Raw genomic sequence first — 20,676 nt, 5'->3', positions numbered from 1 at the left:
ACGAAAAAAATAAATTCGCAGCGTAAGATTTGTGCCTCTGGTGGGACTCGAACCCACAAGCCCGTAAGGGCGTCAGATTTTAAGTCTGATGCGTATGCCAATTCCGCCACGGAGGCAACAGTCATTAATTATGCCATATAAAACAATTAAAAACAACTCAGCGTGTGGCGAGTGTTCTACGACCCAAATCTAGAGTGATTCCATCCAGCAAGCCGTGCTCACTTGCAACAAAAGTTTCCAAGACGCCACCATGATCTTGATAAGCCTCTTTAGCAAGACGCTCAAGAACGCGACTTAGCACAACTGCACCTCCGCCAACAACATCAACTCTTCCAGGATGAATCGTTGCATACGTGCGGCGCCTCTCCCTAGACATATGCAAGAACCTATCGTTAACCGTATAGGCCTGATCTAACGCGATTTTTACTCCATCAACAGCCTTATGGTCATAATGCTTTAAGCCAATCGCAAGAGCCGCCATAGTTGTAACAGTACCAGAAACACCAATAATCGTGCGCGCTTTACCAGCATCAACATGCTTTAACGCTTCATCTATATTCTTGTCAATATCTTTAATTGCACAAGATATCTCTTCTTCGGTAGGCGGATCCGTATGCAAATGACGCTCAGTCATGCGCACAGAACCAATGTTCATAGAATATGCCGAATCAACCTTATCTTCAGCAATATTTACGCCATCTCCGCCTAAAACAAGCTCTGTGGAGCCTCCGCCTAAATCAATAACAAGATAAGGCGCTTGCAAGTCTTTTCTAGAAACAACACTTGTTGCTCCCAAAAAACTCAAAGCAGCCTCTTCAGTTCCACTAATCACCTCTGGATGCACTCCAAGTTCTTCAAACATCATTTGTTCAAACACATCTCTGTTTAGAGCATCCCTTGTTGCAGAAGTTGCAACAAAACGAATAGCATCCACCTTATGCTCGCTAAGAACCTTAGCAAACTCTTTAGCAGCTTCTTTTACACGCTCTAATGCATCGGGCGCAAACATATGCGTTTCGTCAATTCCCTGCCCCAAGCGTACAACCCTAAGCATTCTAGGAACAACATCTTTCATGCCATTTTCATCAACTCTAGCAATTTTTAGACGAATCGAATTAGTTCCACAATCGATTGCAGCAACACAAACAGACTTGTTAGATACGCCTTCTCGATTAACTTTTTTGCAACCAAGATTGAGCGATTCTTCATCTTCATTTTGAGCATAGTCATTATCTTCCCAAGGAGTAGTGCATTTGCAAACTTTTGGACTAAACTCACTTGCGATTTTGTCTAAAACAATATCTCCAATAGGATTAACGCCTCTGCCCATAACAAGACTTTGAGCTAGCAAAGCATGCAAGCATTTAACACGAACTGGCATTCCGCCTGCACTCATGTTTTTAATATGCTCTTCGCTATCGTTTAATCGATTAGCTAACTCTTTGCGAAACTCTAAATACGCTTTATGCGCATATTCGTATTTTTTAGCAACTTCTTCGTTAGTGTTTAACAAATCATTGCATTCCTTCATAAAGCCTTGCGCTTCTAAGTGCGAAGCAGCTTTAACAGCCTCTGGACTTGTTAAATAGCATGTTGTAGGAAAAGGCGTTCCGTCTTCTAAGCATGGACGCGTAATAACAGCAAGTGGCCTACCACAAACGCATCTAGCGCCAACAGCAACCATGCCCCTTGGAAATCTTCCTAATTGACGCTTTACAATGTTTTTGTCTGCTTTATTTGCAGGATTCTCTAGTAGCGAACTCACTAATAACTTTGCGTTTAGGCCCATGTTACACTCCATATGCATTGCGCATCTTAAAATCGTATACAACTCTTATTGTTAAATTCTATCTAGTTTTAATTCTATCTACTTTTATTACCATTATTACTATGTTTTTTGTTTGTTGACTTTTCATTATTACTTTTAGATTTATTAGACTTGCTTGTGCTATTGGAGTGATTATTTTGTTTGCCACTTTGCTTAGTGGTATTAATCTTAGAAGACTTGCTACTTTCATCATTTTCTTTAGCTTTAAAGCTCATATCGTCTGGCTTATCTGCCTTGTGAAGCGCGTAAAACAAGTCACTATACCACGGCAACGCTTTTCTATCTTCGTACAAAGAATCATCCTTATTAAACGATTCTGGAACAGAACCCGTAATCGCCTCTGGATGCTCTACTCTAACAGCCTGCTCCCCTGGAAATATAAACCCCAATCTTTCCCTTGCTTGAGCTGCAACATACGCCTTGTCTTTCCAACGCTCTACATCGTTATTAAGAGCTTGCTTTTTATCTTTCAAAGCAGACTCATCCCTTTGTAAAGCGTGCAATTCTGCCAAACTTAAAGCATAGTTACGAATTGTTGATATAAGACCAATACAGCAAAGAAATACAACAACTATCATGGAAACAAATACGATTGAACCAGAAAACAGCTTCTTTTTTTGAGGCTGATTTGATTCGTCAACTGTATTTGCAGTCATGCGGCGATTTCTTAAAATCATACTTCTAAATTACTTTGAATATTCGACGTGACGCACACGCGCTTATAAGATTGCGGCCAGCAGCACAAGGCCACTGACCGCAATCAACTCTTAGCTTTATTATTAAGCTTATTATTTAACTTTAGTCTTTAGAGTTTTGACTTTAGATTACTCCATTTGAGCTTTGCTCAAAATCGTATCTGCAGAATGTTGCAATTTTTGCAACTCTTCTTGAGTCAAATCAAGCTGGCATTGCTTAACAATTCCTTCTCTACCAACAATTGCTGGGTAAGAAAGATAAGAATGGTATTCTTCGCGATAGTTAGAAACAGGCATTTGCTCTTTAGAATCCGAAAGAACTGCATCCACTAAACGAACTGCAGCAGCAGCAATACCGTAGTTTGTGTACTTCTTTCCGTAGAACACTGTAAATCCGCCTTCGCGAGTTTCCTCGTCAATCGCGTCTAAATCCATGTTCTTTTCTTTAATAAGCTCTGTTATAGGCTGCTCAAAGACTTTAACTGTGGACCACGCAACAAATTGCGAATCACCATGCTCTCCCAAGCTATATCCCTTAACAGCCTTTGGATGCACGCCAAAGAACTTGCCTACTGCACGATGCAATCGCGCAGAATCAAGCAAAGTGCCAGTTCCAATAATCTTTTCGTAAGGAAGACCAGTAGCTTCCTTGTAAAGCTGGCAAATAGCGTCGCAAGGATTAGTTATGTCAATCAAAACACCGTGGAATCCAGAAGCCTTAATCTTTGCACCAACTTCTGCAACTTCCTTACGATTATACTTAAGCTCTGCAAAACGATCTGGATGAGGAACATCCAAAAGCTTTATGTGACCCAAGGCGCTTACAATTACCTCTACGTCTTTTAATGCTTCATAATCATTAACCGTAATATTAACGTTAAAAGGCACATTATCCATTGAATCTTCAAAATCCAATGCGTCGGCATTCACTTTTGCCTCGTTTGTATCATAAAGATACAAATCATCAGCATGACCGCCAACAACAAGTTGATGCGCTACTGCTGCACCAACGTTTCCCATGCCTATAACTGCGACTTTTCTCATATGAAACATCTCCTTCCGTTTTTAGTTTTCCATAAAAAATAGCACTATTTTGATGAGAATGAAAGTAATTTTAGAAAAATTTATATATTTTTTCAAAAAATCGCTAAAATATACGAAAAACGGCCAATCGCATGAATGCGACTGGCCGAATTATGCTACAGTCTAGATCTTAAACAAGACTTACGTAGAACTTATAAAAGCTCTAGCATATTACTTCATATACTTCTTGCAAGCCTTGAATGCGCTGTAACCAGCATATTGAGCAGTAGAACCAAGCTCTTCTTCAATCTCAAGCAAGCGGTTGTACTTAGCAATACGCTCGCCACGAGCAGGAGCACCAGTCTTGATTTGGCCAGTGTTCTTAGCAACAGCAAGATCAGAAATGGTGGTATCTGGGGTTTCGCCAGAACGGTGGGAAACCATAGAAGTGAAGCCATTCTTGGTTGCAAGCTCAATAGCGTCGAGAGTCTCGGTAACGGAACCAATCTGGTTCAACTTTACGAGCAAGGAGTTAGCTGCTCCAAGCTCAATGCCCTTAGCCAAACGCTTTGGATTAGTAACGAGCAAGTCGTCACCAACGAATTGCAAACGATCGCCAAGACGCTTGGTGATTGCTGCCCAATCATCCCAGCCTTCTTCCTGGAATGGATCTTCGATAGAAACGATTGGATACTCGTTAATGAGCTTCTCGTAGTAATCAAGCATGTAAGCAGATTCGCGCTCTTCGCCGTCGAAACGATACTTGCCAGTTTCCTTGTTGTAGAACTCAGAAGAAGCAACGTCGAGGGAAATACCAATCTGCTTGCCCGGCTCGTAACCTGCAGCTTCGATTGCATCCATAATGTACTTCAAAGAATCTTCGTTGGACTTCATCTTTGGAGCGAAGCCACCTTCGTCGCCAAGACCAGTAGCCAAGCCTTCCTTCTTCAAAACGTTCTTTAAGGTGTGATAAACCTCAACGCCAGCGCGCAAAGCGTCGCTATAAGTAGCAAAACCGTATGGAGAAATCATGTATTCCTGAATATCGGTTGCAAAATCAGCGTGAGCACCACCGTTCATAATGTTCATGTTTGGAACTGGAAGAATGTGGCCATTTGTACCGCCAATGTAGCGATACAAAGGAAGCTCAGCAGACTCAGCAGCAGCATAAAGAGCAGCAAGAGAAACGCCAAGAATAGCGTTTGCGCCAAGCTTGCCCTTGTTTGGAGTGCCATCAAGCTCGATCATTGTTTCATCAAGAGCGCGCTGATCAGAGGCATCCATGCCAATAACCTTTGGAGCGATTACTTCGTTAACAGCCTTAACTGCTTCCAAAGTACCCTTGCCTTGGTAGCGAGACTTATCGCCATCGCGACGCTCCCAAGCTTCTGCCTCACCAGTTGAAGCACCAGAAGGAACTAAACCAATTCCTTGAGCGCCATCTTCGGTCTCCAAATAAACCTGAACAGTAGGATTTCCACGAGAATCCAAAATTTCGCGTGCATATACGCTTTCAATAGCTGCCACAACTACTCCTTATTTATCTGTTGGTTGTGTAACATATTTAAGATTAATGCGTTTTATGGACGTTATTTCGCAGCGTAAGTCGTTAAGCATACAAGCCTATATAATCTAAGCTTTTGTTAATTTGTCCACACCTTTGTACAATAATAACAAACTGACACGGGGTGCAATTATTTGCTTGATTGTAATTGCTGAGATCATACCCGTCGAACCTGATATAGCTAGTACTATCGAAGGGAATGTCGAATGGTTAGCCATTGTAAGAGCATGCTAAAAAATGCATCTTCTTCACTACGTTTATGTGTGCCATGGCTTTCTACACTTGTCATACTTATTGGATGGTTTTTAGCTACACTTGGGCCTAAAGAGACTAGGCACATTCCATCACCTGCAGAAGTAATTAACGCTTTTCAAGAATTAAACTCAGAAGGTTTAATTTGGCCTTCGTTGGGAATTAGTTTTACAAGAGTTATTGCAGGATTATGTTTAGGAATGATAATTGCAGTTCCAGCAGGAGTTATTTCTGGTAGCACAAAGCTGGGCGACATTATTATTAACAAGCCTGGCCACATGCTACGGTCTGTTCCTTTTACTGCACTAGCACCTTTGCTTATTATTTTATTAGGCATTGGTGAGACTATGAAAATAGCTCTTATTGCTATAGGCGTATTTGGAACGTTCTACGTAAATATGAGGGATGGAGTTCGTAATATTGATCCCAAACTCTTGGAATTAGCTCGCGCATACAAAGTAAATATCAAAACAGTATTTTTCACAATTCTTCTTCGAGGAGCGCTACCTAACTTTATGACTGCTTTGCGCTTTGCAATATCAGTGTCTTGGGTGGCATTGGTAACGTGTGAAACAGTCAACGCTTCAAAAGGAATTGGATATGTTCTTGCAAGATCACAAGAATTTTACAGACCAGATCAAATGCTGCTATGCATAGTTTTATACGCGATTGCAGGTCTACTTTCTGAAGGAATTGCAACACTTTTAGAAAAAATTTGCATGCCTGAGCGACGTTCATCCATCGTTAAAATCAAACAGAACTAAGAATATTAGCAAAATAATTAGGAGAATAAAATGGCTAAATTCGCATTATCTAAAACAAGCAAGCGAGCATTAGCAGCTTTCTGCGCGCTTTGCACAGCAATCACCCTAGCATCATGCGGAAGCTCCAACAGCAAAACACAAGCATCATCCGCAAAATCTTCCACAAATACTACTAAGCAAGTAAAAGAAGATACTGGAACTTTAAGAGTAGCATACTTGACTTCTGCAAATTATTTAACAACTCTTTCAAATAATACAAAGATGGCAGATAAGATCTTTGGCAAGGCAAAGGTTACATTTAGCGGACCATATGTTCCTCCAGAAGCAAACACTGCAGTAACTTCTGGAAACGCAGACGTAACAACCACAGGATCTGGCCATTTTATTCATTTTATCTCCAAAGGCCAGCCATGGGTTGCTTATGCTATTAACTATTACAATGGAAACGCTCAAGGAATCGTAGCAGCACCAAATAGCGGAATCAAATCGCTTAAAGACTTGTACGGAAAGAAGATTGGAATTATTGCTAAAGGTGGAAGTGGAGATTATATAATTCACAAAGCTTTTGAAAAAGCAGGACTTGACCCATCCAAGGTTCAAGAAGTAGAGATGAGTCCGAAGAACTTCCATGCAGCATTCACAACTGGTCAAGTTGATGCATTAGCAACCTTCGATCAGAACTTTGCTGCAGCTCTTGCAACTCCAGGATCAAAACTTCTAGTCACTGCAAAAGATTATGGAAATATTAACTTCGGAATCCAAGTTGCATCTGCTGAATTTGCTAAAAAGCACCCACAGCTATTAAAGAAAATGTATCGTGCTTTAGTAGAAGAAGGTAAAAGAGTTAAGAAGAAGCATTCGATTATTCTTGATATGTATAAGAAGTTTGGTGCATCCGATGAAACAATGAAAGAATTAGCTAAGTTTGACATTCCGCAAATTCGACCAATGAATGCAGAAACTATGAAAATGCTTAAACAACAAGCTAAGGAATATGTTAAATACGGATTCATTAAAGAAGTTCCTGATTTCTCTAAAGCTGTAATCGACTGCAGCAAGTAAACGATTACTAATTGTAATTAGAGTACGACTTTAGAATACGACTATGTTTAATAGCATTTTTCATAAGCGTAGCAATGTAGAAGTTTCCAAAGAATCTACTTGCAAATCAAATATTAACGATAGCGATTACTGCGTTAGTATAGAGAATCTGGGCATTTCTTTCGCAAGTGCAAAAGATAAAAATACAGAAAACAATTTTGCAAATAATTCTTCTTTTGTATTGAAAAACATTACGATGAGAATTAAAAAGGGCGAATTTGTTTCGCTTATTGGTAGATCGGGATGCGGAAAAACTACGCTTTTGAAAATAATTTCAGGACTTCTTACTCCTAGCGAAGGCAGCATTCATGCAACAAGCCGTCAGGCTATTGGTTTTCAAGATGCACGACTAATACCGTGGCTTTCTGTAAACAAAAATGTTGTTTTCGGCATGGAAGGAAGCAAGCAAGATCTTAAGAATATTGCGCATTTAGCGCTTTGCCAAATGCAGCTTGTTGGCTACGACAACAAGTGGCCTTCTGAGCTTTCTGGAGGCCAGCAGCAGCGCGTATCTTTAGCGAGAGCTTTAGTTAGAAGTCCTGAATTATTGTTGCTTGACGAGCCTTTTGGAGCTTTGGATGCTCTTACGCGTTTCGATATGCAAGATTTGCTTAATAATCTTCAAGCTAAATATGGCTGGACTACACTTATGGTTACGCATGATATTGCGGAAGCTGTAAGACTTTCTAACCGCATTCTTATGATAAAAGATGGCAAGATTTATAAGCAATGGAACATTGATCGCGAGCATCTTGACGCTCAAAATCGCCCTGTAAATCATAGTGAAATAGAAGATGAGCTTAGAGGAGCTTTGCAATAAGTAACTCGAAAATAATGTGAATAAAGGCGACTGCAAAAATAGCGGCCGCCTTTATTTATAAACAACGCAATAATTTACCTTACCAAGCTAAATCTTCAAGAAGTTGGCGAACCCAATCAAGTATTTCGCGCTCACTCATTGCGCTAGTTCCAAGTGAAGATTCAAAAGGCGATGGAATAATAAGCGTATGCGTAAGCGGACGATACTTAACTCCGCGGTAAATCCTTTGCAAACGCATCCACAAAGATTCTTTTGGATCTAAACCAATAACACGAACCGATTTACCTTGAGAGCTAATTTGCGTAATACCAAGATCGCGAGCCTTAAAACGTAAGCGAGCAACATCGCACAATATGCTAAACGCTTCAGGCGGCTCGCCAAAACGATCAAGTAACTCATCTCGCAACTCTTGCAAATCCTTATTGTTGTTAGCGGAAGCAAGCTTACGGTACGCTTCTAATCGCAATTTGTCGGAATCAATATAATCAACTGGAATAGAAGCTTCAACAGGCAAATCAATAGACGTAGAAATAGTTTCTTTATGCTCTGGCTCTTTGTATTTTTCAACAGCTTCACAAACCATTCGCACGTATAAATCAAATCCAACGCCTTCAATATGGCCACTTTGCGCATTGCCAAGCAAGTTTCCAGTGCCTCTAAGCTCCAAATCTTTCATAGCAACATCGAATCCAGATCCAAGAGCAGTATATTGAGCAATTGTTGCAAGGCGATCATGCGCTTGTTGAGTCATAGGCTTAGACGGATCATACAAAAAGTATGCATACGCTCGCTCACGACCTCTGCCAACACGCCCGCGCAATTGGTGAAGCTGACTTAAACCGAATCTGTCTGCATGATCCACAATAAGCGTATTAGCGTTAGAAATATCTAATCCCGTTTCAATAATCGTAGTGCAAACAAGAACGTCAATATCTCTATGCCAAAAATCGCGAATAATAGTGTCAAGCTGCTTCTCACCCATTTTTCCGTGCGCAATCGCAACTCTAGCATCTGGAACAAGTTTTTGAATATTAGCCGCAACTTTACTAATATCTTCTACTCGATTGTGCACATAAAATACTTGGCCACCTCTAAGCAACTCTCGCTTAACGCAAGCTGCCACTTGCGCGTCTTCGTAAGCTCCAACATAAGTCAAGACTGGCAAACGGTCTTCTGGAGGCGTAGCAAGAGTAGACATTTCGCGAATACCAGTAACAGCCATTTCAAGCGTTCGAGGAATTGGCGTTGCCGAAAGACTAAGAACGTCTACATTTGTACGCAAAGCTTTTAAAGTCTCCTTGTGCTCAACACCAAAACGCTGCTCCTCGTCTATAATAACCAAACCTAAATCCTTGAATTTTATGTTTGGATTCAAAAGCTTATGCGTGCCAATAACAACATCAACTTCGCCCGATTCAAGGCCTTGAATCGTATTGTTAACCTCTTTTTCGCTTTGGAATCTACTCATTGCAGCAACAGTTACAGGGAATCCAGAAAAGCGATTAGTAAAAGTTTCGTAATGTTGTTGAACTAAAAGAGTTGTTGGCGCTAGAACAACCACTTGCTTGCCGTCTTGAACAGCCTTAAAAGCAGCGCGCACAGCAATCTCGGTTTTACCAAAACCAACGTCTCCGCAGATCAGCCTATCCATTGGAATTGGCTTTTGCATATCTTGTTTAACTTCGTCAATAGTCGTAAGCTGATCTGGAGTTTCTTGGTATGGAAAATCGTCCTCAAGTTCTTTTTGCCATGGAGTGTCTGCGCTAAAAGCAAATCCGCTGCTAGATGCTCGTGCAGAATAAAGTTTAATCAAGTCTTGCGCAACTTCTTGAACGGCTTTTCGCGCTTTTTCTTTTGTAGCAGCCCAGTCCGCGCCTCCAAGCTTATTTAGCTTTGGAATTTCGGCACCAACATATTTGCTAACCAAATCAAGTTGATCTGTTGGAATAAAAAGCTTATCTGCAGGAGCATTGCGTTTACTTGGCGCGTACTCAATTTCCAAGTATTCGCGCGTAGCTTCTCCGTTTGAAGTTTTTACATTCCTCTGCCTCATGCCTATAAATTTGCCAATTCCGTGCTGTTCGTGAACAACAAAATCTCCTGGCTTAAGGTCTAGAAGGTCGATTTCTTTTTTTCTACGCTTTGGCGACTTAAAACCACTTACAGAGGATGACTTTCCTGTTAAATCTCTTTCGCTAAGAATTGCGATTTTACTTTGCGTATCTATAAAGCCGTCAACTATTTTCGATTGAACTTCCGAAAAATCAAATACACCACTTGCACGTACCGCTCTCGCAAGTCTTGATAAAATTCCACTTGAAGCAGCGCTAATATAAACTTTGTATCCGTTAGAAATAAGACCAGATATTCCGCTAGAAATCTTCTCACTATCTCCTCTAAATTCTTGAGGAGATTTAATGCACAAGTCTAAATAGTTATTTTTTACGACTTTATTTTCGCTTTCTTCTTTATAATCAACGGTTTCTGGCGATTTATCTGCTGAATCTATTGCAAAACTGTTTAAGTTAATTACTTGATGATTGTTGTTTTCAAGATTTTCTAAAACGCTGCCAAAATCAAGAAAACTCGCTTTATCGAATGTTATTGGAGCGCCAGCACCCTTACCAGACGCAGCAACATGCCAACTTGCAGCCAAAAACTCGTTTGCTGTTTTAACTAAATCGTTAGCTGCGCGCTTGCATTTTTCTAAGTCGGAAACCAAAATGATTGCGTTTTTATCAAGCAAATTTTCCACTGGTTCCATATTGTCAACTAATGCTGGAATCAAAGACTCCATACCCTCTACAGGTATTGCATTTGCGATTGATTCAAGCATATCTTGAGCATTTGGAATCTTACCAATCAAAGACTTTGCTCGTTTTTGAATACTCTCTGTAAGCTGTAATTCTCGGCAAGCTGTAGCCCAAACGCTATTAATATTCTTCCCATAAGTGCGCTGATCAGATGCGTGGAATTGCTTAATTGAGTCAATCTCATCTCCAAAAAACTCAATACGCACAGGATGATCCATTGTTGGAGGAAAAACGTCTATAATTCCGCCTCGAACAGCAAATTCAGCGCGATTCATAACAAGTTCCACGCGATTATACGAGTTTTCAACAAGTCGCTTTGCAGCAAGCTCGATAGAAATCTCATTGCCGCATTCAAAAACAAGCGGCTCTACGTTACAAAGATCCTTAACAACTGGCTGAATAAGGGAACGAACTGGCATAACAAGAACGCGAATTGGGCTAAACATGCTGCTTTTGCCACTTTTGCCATCTTCCCCACTTTGCGGATGCTTTAATCGCCTAAAAACCGCCATTCTGCTTGCTACAGTATCTGCTCTAGGAGAAAGACGCTCGTGCGGAAGAGTTTCCCAAGCTTCAAGATTAGCAATATCTTTAGGGTCCCCATTATAAAAATCGCGTATTGATTCAAGTGATTCCAAAGCATCTCTACCAGATGGAACTACTAAAACAACAGGCTTTTTAGTAGCCATTGCAGCAGCTACAGCAGCTCTAGCTCCACTTGGACAATACACATTAAGAGGATTAGAAAAATCTTCTTCAAGCAAAGCTAAAGACTTAAACGAATCATTTTTCTTACAAATATCTTTAAGTATGCTTTCAAAAGAAGCATCAGCAATATTAGAATCTTTAAAATCTTTAGAATCTAGCATTTTGTTAGCAAAAGAATCATACTTATCTGCCATTAAAATGCTCCTGAGTGGCTGCAAGCCCGCGGAAAATCACACTTTCTACAGCATCTGCGCCATCTGCCAAAAAATCAGGAAGTTCAGATTTTTGCGCACCAGCAAATCCGCCCAAAACCCAATTAACAGTATTATCGTGAGCATGAGCACCACGCTGAGCATGCCCAACACCCATTCTTACGCGCGCATATTGCGGAGTTCCAAGACTGCGATCTATAGAACGAATACCGTTATGACCTCCAGCAGAGCCTCCAGCTTTTACTTTAATGCGCCCAAAATCCAAATCCATATCGTCGTGAACAATCACAATATGGTCAGTTTCAATTTGATAATAAGAGCTTATAGAAGATATTGCAGCTCCAGAATCATTCATAAAAGTAAGCGGTTTAGCAAGGAAGAACTTTGCAAGCCTACCGTCTAAATTCATAACTCCCTTGCCAAGTTTAGACAAGCCTTTATGGTCAGAAAAAGATATTGACCACCGCTCAGCAAGCAAATCCGCAACCATAAACCCCATATTATGACGAGTACCTTCGTACTTAGATCCAGGATTGCCAAGGCCAGCAATAAGCCAAAAATCCGAAGCCATAATTCACACCCAATCTTATAAACTCAACAACAAAACGGGCGTACCGATTGAAGTTGGATTATACAACTACCCGATACGCCCTCATATACTGTACTTTATTTTAGCAAGACTCAAGTCATTGCGTAAACTACTTCAAAAATTCGTCCGTAGTTAATTCTTTTGCTTGAGGAGTTTTATATGTTACTTTGCCTTTAGAATCCGTATACGCACCTTCCTTACTTAGGAAGTCGAAGTATTCTTGAGCACCCTTAACATCATTTGTGCCGAACACAAACTTGCCGCTTTTTATGTCTGCACGATTACCCCAATATTGCCCGTCAACAATCATCTTCATGCTTCGCTTAACGAATTTCACATCAAGATTAGCTTCAGGAGCTTCTTTTACTAAAATGTTCGCAGCTTCATCTGGATGATTGTAAGCATATTCGTAACCGCGCTTAACGGCTTTAACAAAAGCGCGAACAATCTTCGGATTGCGCTTAACTGTGTTTGCGTTAGTAATAACACCAATCGTATCTGGCTGACCAGGAACTCCATAATCTTCTGCCTTAAAGCAACGCAACTTTGGACCATACATTTGCGCCTGAACACCTTCCCAAGTGCCATAAAAACCACCAAAATCAGCTTTTCCGGATTCAAGCGTACGGAACGTAGAAGTACCAACAGTAACCTTATCGAACTTACCTTTGACACCATCGTGCTGAATCATTCTACGAATCACAGCATCACCTTCTGCAGATCCAAAGGTTGCAAAAGTTCTACCATCAAAGTCTTTAGGAGAATGAATTTTAGTATTTTTATAAAGAGAACACCAAATTGCACTAGGCTTTTGCTGAACTTGCAAAACTTCCTTCAATTTAGCGCCTTTTGTACTGAAATCTGCAAGACTAGTAATATTACTTAAAGCAAAATCCGCAGCACCCGAGTCAACAGCATGTTCGGCACCAGTTTGAGACACAGCCAAAATATTCACGTGCAAACCAGCTTGCTTAAACCATCCCATATGCTTTGCCACGTATACGCCAATATGATTAGTATCAGGTATCCACGAAAGCATAAACGAAACGTTTTGAAGACCAGATTTACTATTCTGCTTACTATTGTTTGATCCGCACGCGCACAAAGACAAAATGCAGCATGCGCTTATAAAAACTGCTATTGCACGCATAACATTTTTATTAAATTTCAAACAAAAAGCTCGCACATTACGCCATAATTCGCATATCATGAGTTCCCTAGCTTTCTTATAAATAACCGCTTTCTGGGAATGTGACACGAACTTGGCAGAAAACGGTATAAAGGGCCTAGCCCGCGCCGTTCAATGCCCCCGAGCAATAAAATTGCTGCGGTTTGCCACACATTGACTCACGAAACGACTAAATTATGCACTAATCGAAAGACAAATACGCATAAAATACACGCTTGCTAACTACATACTAGCTATGTGATATTTTCATACAAGAAAGTTTGTAAAATTTTACGTTGTTTGATTGGGGCAGCAGTCAAGCAGCTACAACAAGCATTATGGCTTGTATACTGAAAGGAACGAATTCCATGACGCGCGCGCGTTGGAAAAAACTACTGCACAATTATCTGCCAACAATAATTTCTACTATTACATTACTAATTTTTTGGCAGCTTTCTTGCGAATTCTATAAAATTCCAGAAAATTCTATTCCAACTCCTACAGATATTGCTAAAGCAACTTGTGATGTATGGCCACAATTATGGCCTGCAACCCTTGCAACTATTGAAGAAACAGTTATTGGTTTTAGTCTTGCCATTGTGTGCGGCATTTTACTGGGCGTACTTTTTCACGTATGCAAGCTAGTTCACGCAGCTTTATTCCCCCTTCTTTGTGCTGCACAAACGTTACCACTTATTTCGATTGCCCCGCTATTTCTTATATGGTTCGGTTTCGAAATGTCTGGAAAAATTGTTATCGTAGCTATTTTTAGCATGTTCCCTATTGCTGTTCAAACAATTAGAGGTCTTGATGCAGTTCCAAGTTTTTATAGCGATGTAGCTCTCACATGCGGAGCGGGACGAGTTTGGACGCTTTGGCACGTAAAATTAAGGATTGCAGCTCGACAAATTTTTGGTGGAATTCGCATTAGTACAGCCTACGTTTTTGGCGCAGCTACTACTGCAGAATATCTTGGCGCTCGTCAAGGATTAGGTATTTGGCTGCAAGCTGCATATAATTCTTTCCGCACTCCGCTTATTTTTTCTGCAACATTCGTAATTATTGCGTTTACAGCAATATTGATGGGCGTAGTTAATATAAGCGAGCGATTATTGCTAGGTCCTGTAGAAGACGACGAAGACCCAGATAATCAAATGTAAAAACGCATAAAGCCAACACATAAAATAATGCCGAACATAATCTAAACTATGCTCGGCATTATTTTTATTAATCTAAAGCTGCTTTTGCGCTGCTTTTACTCGAAAGATTTGACTTTTGCTTTTACTTTCCAGAGTCTTCTTTAATAGCATCGTTAATCGCATCGCTTAGCTCTTTTTGAGCTTTGCCATACGCTTGCCAATCTCCAGATTTCATTGCAGCATCCGAATCCTTTAGCGCTTGAGCTGCTCGCTTAAGAGCCATTTTTGCTTTTGCACTAAAATCAGCGCCTGCCTTAGCATTAGCATTTTTATTGCCATTTTCGCTATTCTTAGTCGAATCTTTTTTCTTAGGATTAGAAGCAATATTGTTTACGCCAGAATTATTGGAAGCATCGCCAGCGTTTGCGCCAGAGTTTCCTCCAAACACTTGGTTTAATGCTTCATCCAAAGTATCCGCAAATCCAACTTGATCTCCAAAAGCAACCAATACTTTCTTAAGCAATGGGTAGCTCGTAGATCCGCTAGATTGTACGTAAACAGGCTCTACGTAAACCAATCCTCCACCAAGTGGCAATGTAAGCAAGTTTCCACGCTTAACTTTAGTTGATCCAGATTCAAGCAAATTCAACTCTTTAGAAACATTTGCATTAGCGTTAAAGTTGTTTTGAGCTTGACCAGGTCCTGGAACATTGGAAACTTTAGGCAACTCTTGAAGTCTTAGTTTGCCATAATTTTCGCTTACTTTTCCAGCAACATTTCCAGCATCGGAATTTACCGACAAGAATCCAGTTAGGATCTCTCGAGTAGATCTTCCAGCAGGAATGTATGTAGAAACAAGCGAAAATACTGGCTTGTTTGCTCCTCTAGTTTGCAAAGTCAAATAGTATGGAGGTTGCAAAATATCTTCTCGCTGAAGACTTTGAGATTCTGTAGGATCTACTGGAGTCTGCCAGAAGTCTTCTCCCGAGAAGAACTGGCTTGCGCTGTCAACATGATATTTTGCAAGCAAATGCCTTTGTACTTTGAACAAGCTTTCTGGGTATCTAATATGACTCATCAAATCGCCAGAAATCTTAGAAATATCGTGATAATGCCCTGGGAATATCGATCTCCAAGCCTTAATCACAGGATCCTTTTTATCCCACACATACAAATCAACAGAACCGTCGTACGCATCAACAGTAGCTTTAACTGAATTACGAATATAGTTTGCTCGCTGATTCGTTAAGCCTTTAATCGAACGAGATGTTGTTGTTGTAGAATCTTGAGTCACCTGCCCAAAATCAGTCATTTGCGAATATGGGTAGGAGTCGGACGTTGTGTATCCGTCAACAATCCACTTAACTCGTCCATCAACAACCGCTGGATAAACGCGCCCATCTAATGTCAAGTACGGAGCGACTTTAGAAACGCGAGTCTTAGGGTCGCGATCATACAAAATCTGAGAATTTGCAGTAACTCTATCCGAGAATAAGATCTGATCTGACTCAAAACGAATAGCGTGTAGCAGCTTAGAGAAGAAGTTACCTACACTTGGTCCACCATTCCCCTTAAACGTTGTTAAAGCGCCATTTGAACCAGTTGGATAATCAAATTCCCAAGGAGCAGAGCCTTTTGTAGAACCAACAATCGAATACTTTGGAGCATTTGGCGAGAAGTAGATACGCGGCTCATACTTCTTTAACTTTGTAAGCTTTCCTTGAGTTGGAATTCCATACTCCATAAATTGCGGCTGACCGTCTGCGGTAACCTTATTTCCGTAAGCTGCCACAACGCCATATCCGTGCGTATAAACAGTGTGGTCATTAACCCAATTTCGATTATCGTTTCCAGCTAAATCAAGCTCGCGCGCAGCAATAACCGTGTCTTGGCTCACGCCATCAATGTCGTACTTATCCACAGAAAGAGTATCTGCAAAAGTATAGTATTGCTTAGATTGCTGCAATTGGCGGAATGTTGGAGAAGTGACTTGAGGGTCTAAAAGCCTGATTTGTGCAGTAGACTCCGCTTCTTTTGCAAGCGCTCCCGACTTTCCTTCCGAAGTAGCGTTATACGATTCTTTTTTAACATTATTTAAGCCATACGCAAACTTAGTTGCATCAATATTTCGCTGAATATAAGTGGCTTCTAATTCTTGAGCATTCGGCGCTACCTTAAAACGTTGCAAAAGAGCAGGCCAAGCAAAAGATAACACCATAGCGCATACAACTAAAGATGCAACAGCTATAGCAGGCGTGCGCCAAGCTTTAACAGCTACAACAAAACGCGTGCCAATTTTTACATTCCCATTAAGAGCATGAGATTTTAGCAACCACGCTGTTATAACAATTCCAACAATTAGTGTTATTACAGCCATTGCAATGCTGGAAGGAACACCAGCATTCATATCTGTGTAAGATCCGCCAGTAATCTTAGAACCATCCAAATTTACAATCGCAAACACATCTAATATTTGCAAAACGGACCAGAAAATAATAACGAGCATAAACCATGCAGAAATTTGACGCCTTGCGCTTTTAGTTATGCTAAAAATGCCCTTTCCATCTACAGGAAGCGTAATTCTTACAGCTCCCATCAAAGCGTTTGTTATAACGCTAAATAGCAAAGAAACAGCAAGAAGAACAATAAACGCTCTTGTAAAAAGTCGCAAGCCTGGCAAAGCAAACACATAAAAACCGTTATCAAATCCAAATTGCGGATCTTTAATACCAAACGATTGGTAGTTAAACATAAGCAAAATTTGCACCCAATGATTGTAGAATTGCATTCCAAACACAGCGCCTACAATCAAAGACACAACTCCTGCAACATGCATTGCAAGCTTAGAGCTTATTCCCTTTTTAGTGTCTAAAATATTGCCTTTTTCTTTAACATATACGCCGTCTTCGCTTCCAGGGCGTTTTTTAATCGCAATATATGCAGACAAATACCCAAACGCAGCCATAAGCAGAGCATACAAAGCCCAAACGCCGATTTTTGCGGCTAGTTGAATCCAGATTACGCTCTCAAATCCAAGTTGCGCATACCACATGCAATCTGTAATAAAAGTAGAAAAACCAAAAATAATTGAGCATATAAGAGCTATTGCTACTACGATCGCAACAATAGCCCAACGCCATTTTCTTGATTTTCCAACAAACTTATTTACATCAAAATCTATTCTCATATAGCGATTATTCTCCTTACTATTTGAGTTTTTTATATCGCTTTTATTGCTTTTACTATCTTTACTATCTTCGCTAGTATCGCTAGTATCGCTATTTTTTGGCGAATCGCCTTCGTTTTCTAATTTTTTCTTAGCTTCTAATATATCGCTAAAGAGGTCACCTAGGTCATCATCGTCACTATAATAGTCTGCCAAATCTTTTATTTTTTTTGCAAACTTTGAAGAAGTCTTATCTTTGTTTTTACTATTAGACTCATCTTTAGACTCATCTTTAGTAACAACATTTGCATTGCTATTATCTTCATCAATGCTTTCTATAACTACATCTTGATCGCTGGAATCATCCGTAGAAGTATCGTCAGACGTATAGGCAGAATCATTATTTTGATTGCTCTTTTTCTTTCCATCGCTTGTATAATCGGCACGCTTATGCACTTTAGTGTTTTTAGGTTTTTTAGCCATATAAGCGCCAAAAACAGCCCATGCAACGCCAATGAGTATTTCTATAATGACTTTCAACATAAGGTTAATAATACTATACTAATTATTCCCAATCTACGTGTTGTGTTTGTTGTGTAGTCAAAAGTAATTACAAAAAAGCGCGCTCGCAAAAGTAGCGAACGCGCCTATTTTGATTAAATTAAATCATATTAAAGCATTTATGCTAAGCAACATCTGGATCGTCTTTAGCGATTGTTCCAGTAAGCTTTCCAATTGCTTTCATAACGTGATACACAACCAACACAACAACAGTGCCGATTGCAATACCGTTGAACTGAATTCCAGAGACAGCAAATTGGAAGTTAGCAATGCCAATAATCATAACGATTGCAGCAATCATAATGTTAACTGGCTTATCGAAGTTCACTTTGTTCTCTACCCAAATGCGAACGCCAATCATGCCAATCATGCCGTAAAGCAAAGTGGTTACACCACCCAAAACGCCAGCTGGAATGGAGTTTACAATTGCACCAAACTTTGGGCAAAGGCTTAACACGAATGCAAAGAATGCAGCGCACCAATAAGCGGCAGTAGAATACACTTTTGTTGCAGCCATAACGCCAATGTTTTCGCCATAAGTTGTAGTACCGCAACCGCCAAAGCAACCAGCGATTGCAGTGCCTAAGCCGTCTGCAAACAAAGCTGTGCCAATCTTGGAATCGTAGTCGCGGCCAGTCATTTGAGCTACAGACTTAACGTGACCAACGTTTTCTGCAATAAGAACCAGCACAACTGGCAAGAACATAAGCAAAACAGAGAAGTCAACTTGCGGAGTGTGGAACTTAGGGAAGCCAATCCAAGCTGCTTGCTCAATCTTACTAAAGTCAACTTGACCCTGGAAGCATGCATACGCGTAGCCAACAAGAACACCAAGCAAGATGTTCAATCGTCCAAGAAGACCGCGGAAAATCACTGCAATAAGCATAACTGCAACCAGAGTTACCAAAGCAGTGTCTGGAGCCTTTTGGAAATTACCCCAAACAGCTGGACCCAAGTTAAAGCCAATAATTGCAACGATTGCACCGTTAACAACAGGAGGCATAATAATGTCAATCCACTTTGCTCCTGCAAAATGCACAAGCACACCGATTAGCGCAAGAAGAATACCTGTGCACATAATGCCAAAGCTTGCTACAGCAATGCCCTTATGTGCTGCAGTTACAGCCATAACAGGTGCTATAAGACCAAAAGAGCTTCCTAAATAACTAGGAAGCTTATTTGCGTTAATCAACAAGAACAGTGCTGTAGAAAGAGCCGTGAACATTAAAGTAGTAGACGGATCAAAGCCTGTAAGAATTGGCACTAAGAATGTTGCGCCAAACATAGCAATAACATGCTGAGCGCCAATACCAGCAGTACGAGTCCAAGTTAAACGCTCATCTGGCTCTACTACTTCTCCTGGCTTCAAAGTTTTTCCGTCTCCATGAAGCTGCCATGTAAACAACGATTTCATCGTTTTCTCCTTGCATAAAACAAGTTTATATATACGTTTGTGATTGAAAAACAACCACCAAAACAAGCGCCAGCTTAAAAAAAAAACAAGCACTACTCAAGCGCAGGTTTGGCAGATTTTGCAGAGGCTATACCAACCGCCGCCCCCTAGCCAAGTGGTCATTCTAATGTACTAATCACAAAGTGTCGAGACAATTTGAAAAATAATAAATTTATAAATTTGTTTTGTTGAAATATCAAGGAAAATCGGTGTGTCGAAAACGCATCAAACACCACTAATTATTACTCATAAAAGTTTATAAACATAAACTTTTGCTTATGTATTAAATTCGCTTATTACAATCTTAATTTTGCAAAACATTTTGAATGTAATCTTTTAATACAATTGCATGATTTATACGCGGATCTTTCGCTCCATATAAAAACGTTACTTTTTTACTTTTTCTACATATATCTACGATTTGGTTTACACAATCTTGATTCTCGTCTAGCTCTTCAATATAACGATTAGAAAATTCTTTGAAGCGCTCAGGCTTATGGCTAAACCATTTTCGCAAATCACTTGATGGAGCAATATCTTTACACCACAAATCAAGATTTGCCTTTTCTTTACTTATTCCTCTAGGCCACAATCTATCTACTAATACCCGAAAGCCATCATGTTCATCAGATGATTCATAAATGCGTTTAATTTGAATATTAATATTGCACATAATTGCCTCTTTAACTACATATAATGATTACACAATTATGATTTTTTTCAACAAGATTTAATTAATCACAATGTAAATGAAACTAATACAAAACTACGATAGATTTTTATCGAATATGTTTTATTATGTGATTTTATATAGGCGTGT

14 protein-coding genes, 1 tRNA gene and 1 riboswitch are annotated in these 20,676 nt (G+C 40.1%); of the genes, 4 read left to right on the top strand and 11 right to left on the bottom strand.

Annotated elements, in window-relative coordinates; genetic code table 11:
* Nucleotides 1-32: 32 nt before the first annotated feature.
* From D0T20_RS03275 to eno, 5 genes are all read right to left on the bottom strand, one after another.
* Nucleotides 33-116 (bottom strand) — tRNA-Leu (locus D0T20_RS03275).
* Nucleotides 117-157: 41 nt separating this feature from the next.
* Nucleotides 158-1,789, bottom strand: coding sequence for a DUF501 domain-containing protein (locus D0T20_RS03270; RefSeq protein WP_162862676.1), 1,632 nt, complete (start codon nucleotides 1,787-1,789; stop codon nucleotides 158-160).
* A 74-nt stretch (nucleotides 1,790-1,863) separates the two neighbouring features.
* A complete protein-coding gene (locus tag D0T20_RS03265) occupies nucleotides 1,864-2,505 on the bottom strand; it encodes an FtsB family cell division protein (protein WP_162861513.1) in 642 nt (213 codons plus the stop codon).
* A gap of 147 nt (nucleotides 2,506-2,652) precedes the next feature.
* Nucleotides 2,653-3,567 (bottom strand): L-lactate dehydrogenase, encoded by a 915-nt coding sequence (locus D0T20_RS03260; RefSeq protein WP_004130482.1) that lies wholly within the window; start codon nucleotides 3,565-3,567, stop codon nucleotides 2,653-2,655.
* A gap of 210 nt (nucleotides 3,568-3,777) precedes the next feature.
* The gene (eno, locus tag D0T20_RS03255) at nucleotides 3,778-5,073 is read right to left on the bottom strand and encodes a phosphopyruvate hydratase (RefSeq protein WP_004111823.1); all 1,296 of its coding nucleotides are present in this window, start codon (nucleotides 5,071-5,073) and stop codon (nucleotides 3,778-3,780) included.
* A 147-nt stretch (nucleotides 5,074-5,220) separates the two neighbouring features.
* Nucleotides 5,221-5,327, top strand: a riboswitch (TPP riboswitch).
* Nucleotides 5,328-5,337: 10 nt separating this feature from the next.
* Here eno and D0T20_RS03250 point away from each other — a divergent pair.
* Genes D0T20_RS03250 through D0T20_RS03240 form a run of 3 tightly spaced genes read left to right on the top strand, consistent with a single transcriptional unit; the run spans nucleotide 5,338 to nucleotide 8,047 of the window.
* Nucleotides 5,338-6,126, top strand: coding sequence for an ABC transporter permease (locus D0T20_RS03250; protein WP_116438720.1), 789 nt, complete (start codon nucleotides 5,338-5,340; stop codon nucleotides 6,124-6,126).
* 30 nt (nucleotides 6,127-6,156) lie between these two features.
* Nucleotides 6,157-7,188 carry an ABC transporter substrate-binding protein gene (locus tag D0T20_RS03245; RefSeq protein WP_004130477.1) on the top strand — a complete coding sequence of 344 codons (1,032 nt, stop codon included), beginning with the start codon at nucleotides 6,157-6,159 and terminating at the stop codon, nucleotides 7,186-7,188.
* Nucleotides 7,189-7,231: 43 nt separating this feature from the next.
* On the top strand, nucleotides 7,232-8,047 hold the full coding sequence (locus tag D0T20_RS03240; RefSeq protein WP_116438380.1) for an ABC transporter ATP-binding protein: 816 nt from the start codon (nucleotides 7,232-7,234) through the stop codon (nucleotides 8,045-8,047).
* Between the two features lie 79 nt (nucleotides 8,048-8,126).
* Here the strand turns inward: D0T20_RS03240 and mfd are convergent, their stop codons facing one another.
* From mfd to D0T20_RS03225, 3 genes are all read right to left on the bottom strand, one after another.
* The gene (mfd, locus tag D0T20_RS03235; protein ID WP_116438379.1) at nucleotides 8,127-11,762 is read right to left on the bottom strand and encodes a transcription-repair coupling factor; all 3,636 of its coding nucleotides are present in this window, start codon (nucleotides 11,760-11,762) and stop codon (nucleotides 8,127-8,129) included.
* A complete protein-coding gene (pth, locus tag D0T20_RS03230) occupies nucleotides 11,752-12,351 on the bottom strand; it encodes an aminoacyl-tRNA hydrolase (protein WP_116438378.1) in 600 nt (199 codons plus the stop codon). The genes mfd and pth overlap by 11 nt, the downstream gene beginning before the upstream one ends.
* A 127-nt stretch (nucleotides 12,352-12,478) precedes the next feature.
* Nucleotides 12,479-13,519, bottom strand: coding sequence for an ABC transporter substrate-binding protein (locus tag D0T20_RS03225; RefSeq protein WP_162862718.1), 1,041 nt, complete (start codon nucleotides 13,517-13,519; stop codon nucleotides 12,479-12,481).
* Between the two features lie 386 nt (nucleotides 13,520-13,905).
* On the opposite strand from D0T20_RS03225, the gene D0T20_RS03220 reads away from it, so the two are divergent.
* On the top strand, nucleotides 13,906-14,697 hold the full coding sequence (locus tag D0T20_RS03220) for an ABC transporter permease (RefSeq protein WP_116438377.1): 792 nt from the start codon (nucleotides 13,906-13,908) through the stop codon (nucleotides 14,695-14,697).
* A 121-nt stretch (nucleotides 14,698-14,818) separates the two neighbouring features.
* On the opposite strand, the gene D0T20_RS03215 is transcribed toward D0T20_RS03220, so the two are convergent.
* From D0T20_RS03215 to D0T20_RS03205, 3 genes are all read right to left on the bottom strand, one after another.
* Nucleotides 14,819-18,385, bottom strand: a complete 3,567-nt coding sequence (locus D0T20_RS03215) for a UPF0182 family membrane protein (protein WP_116438376.1) — start codon at nucleotides 18,383-18,385, stop codon at nucleotides 14,819-14,821.
* A 142-nt stretch (nucleotides 18,386-18,527) separates the two neighbouring features.
* Nucleotides 18,528-19,817 carry a uracil-xanthine permease family protein gene (locus D0T20_RS03210; RefSeq protein WP_004132817.1) on the bottom strand — a complete coding sequence of 430 codons (1,290 nt, stop codon included), beginning with the start codon at nucleotides 19,815-19,817 and terminating at the stop codon, nucleotides 18,528-18,530.
* 343 nt (nucleotides 19,818-20,160) lie between these two features.
* Nucleotides 20,161-20,529 carry a DUF488 domain-containing protein gene (locus D0T20_RS03205; RefSeq protein WP_116438375.1) on the bottom strand — a complete coding sequence of 123 codons (369 nt, stop codon included), beginning with the start codon at nucleotides 20,527-20,529 and terminating at the stop codon, nucleotides 20,161-20,163.
* Nucleotides 20,530-20,676: the final 147 nt, after the last annotated feature.

Source organism: Gardnerella piotii (genome assembly GCF_003397585.1).
Lineage (GTDB): Bacteria > Actinomycetota > Actinomycetes > Actinomycetales > Bifidobacteriaceae > Bifidobacterium > Bifidobacterium piotii.
This window is presented reverse-complemented; position numbering and strand designations above follow the sequence as displayed.

Coding starts and splice junctions, on each gene's coding strand:
- D0T20_RS03270 (WP_162862676.1), bottom strand. CDS start 1,789: ATGGGCCTAAACGCAAAGTTATTAGTGAGTTCGCTACTAGAGAATCCT.
- D0T20_RS03265 (WP_162861513.1), bottom strand. CDS start 2,505: ATGATTTTAAGAAATCGCCGCATGACTGCAAATACAGTTGACGAATCA.
- D0T20_RS03260 (WP_004130482.1), bottom strand. CDS start 3,567: ATGAGAAAAGTCGCAGTTATAGGCATGGGAAACGTTGGTGCAGCAGTA.
- D0T20_RS03250 (WP_116438720.1), top strand. CDS start 5,338: ATGCTAAAAAATGCATCTTCTTCACTACGTTTATGTGTGCCATGGCTT.
- D0T20_RS03245 (WP_004130477.1), top strand. CDS start 6,157: ATGGCTAAATTCGCATTATCTAAAACAAGCAAGCGAGCATTAGCAGCT.
- D0T20_RS03240 (WP_116438380.1), top strand. CDS start 7,232: ATGTTTAATAGCATTTTTCATAAGCGTAGCAATGTAGAAGTTTCCAAA.
- mfd (WP_116438379.1), bottom strand. CDS start 11,762: ATGGCAGATAAGTATGATTCTTTTGCTAACAAAATGCTAGATTCTAAA.
- pth (WP_116438378.1), bottom strand. CDS start 12,351: ATGGCTTCGGATTTTTGGCTTATTGCTGGCCTTGGCAATCCTGGATCT.
- D0T20_RS03225 (WP_162862718.1), bottom strand. CDS start 13,519: ATGCGTGCAATAGCAGTTTTTATAAGCGCATGCTGCATTTTGTCTTTG.
- D0T20_RS03220 (WP_116438377.1), top strand. CDS start 13,906: ATGACGCGCGCGCGTTGGAAAAAACTACTGCACAATTATCTGCCAACA.
- D0T20_RS03215 (WP_116438376.1), bottom strand. CDS start 18,385: ATGTTGAAAGTCATTATAGAAATACTCATTGGCGTTGCATGGGCTGTT.
- D0T20_RS03210 (WP_004132817.1), bottom strand. CDS start 19,817: ATGAAATCGTTGTTTACATGGCAGCTTCATGGAGACGGAAAAACTTTG.
- D0T20_RS03205 (WP_116438375.1), bottom strand. CDS start 20,529: ATGTGCAATATTAATATTCAAATTAAACGCATTTATGAATCATCTGAT.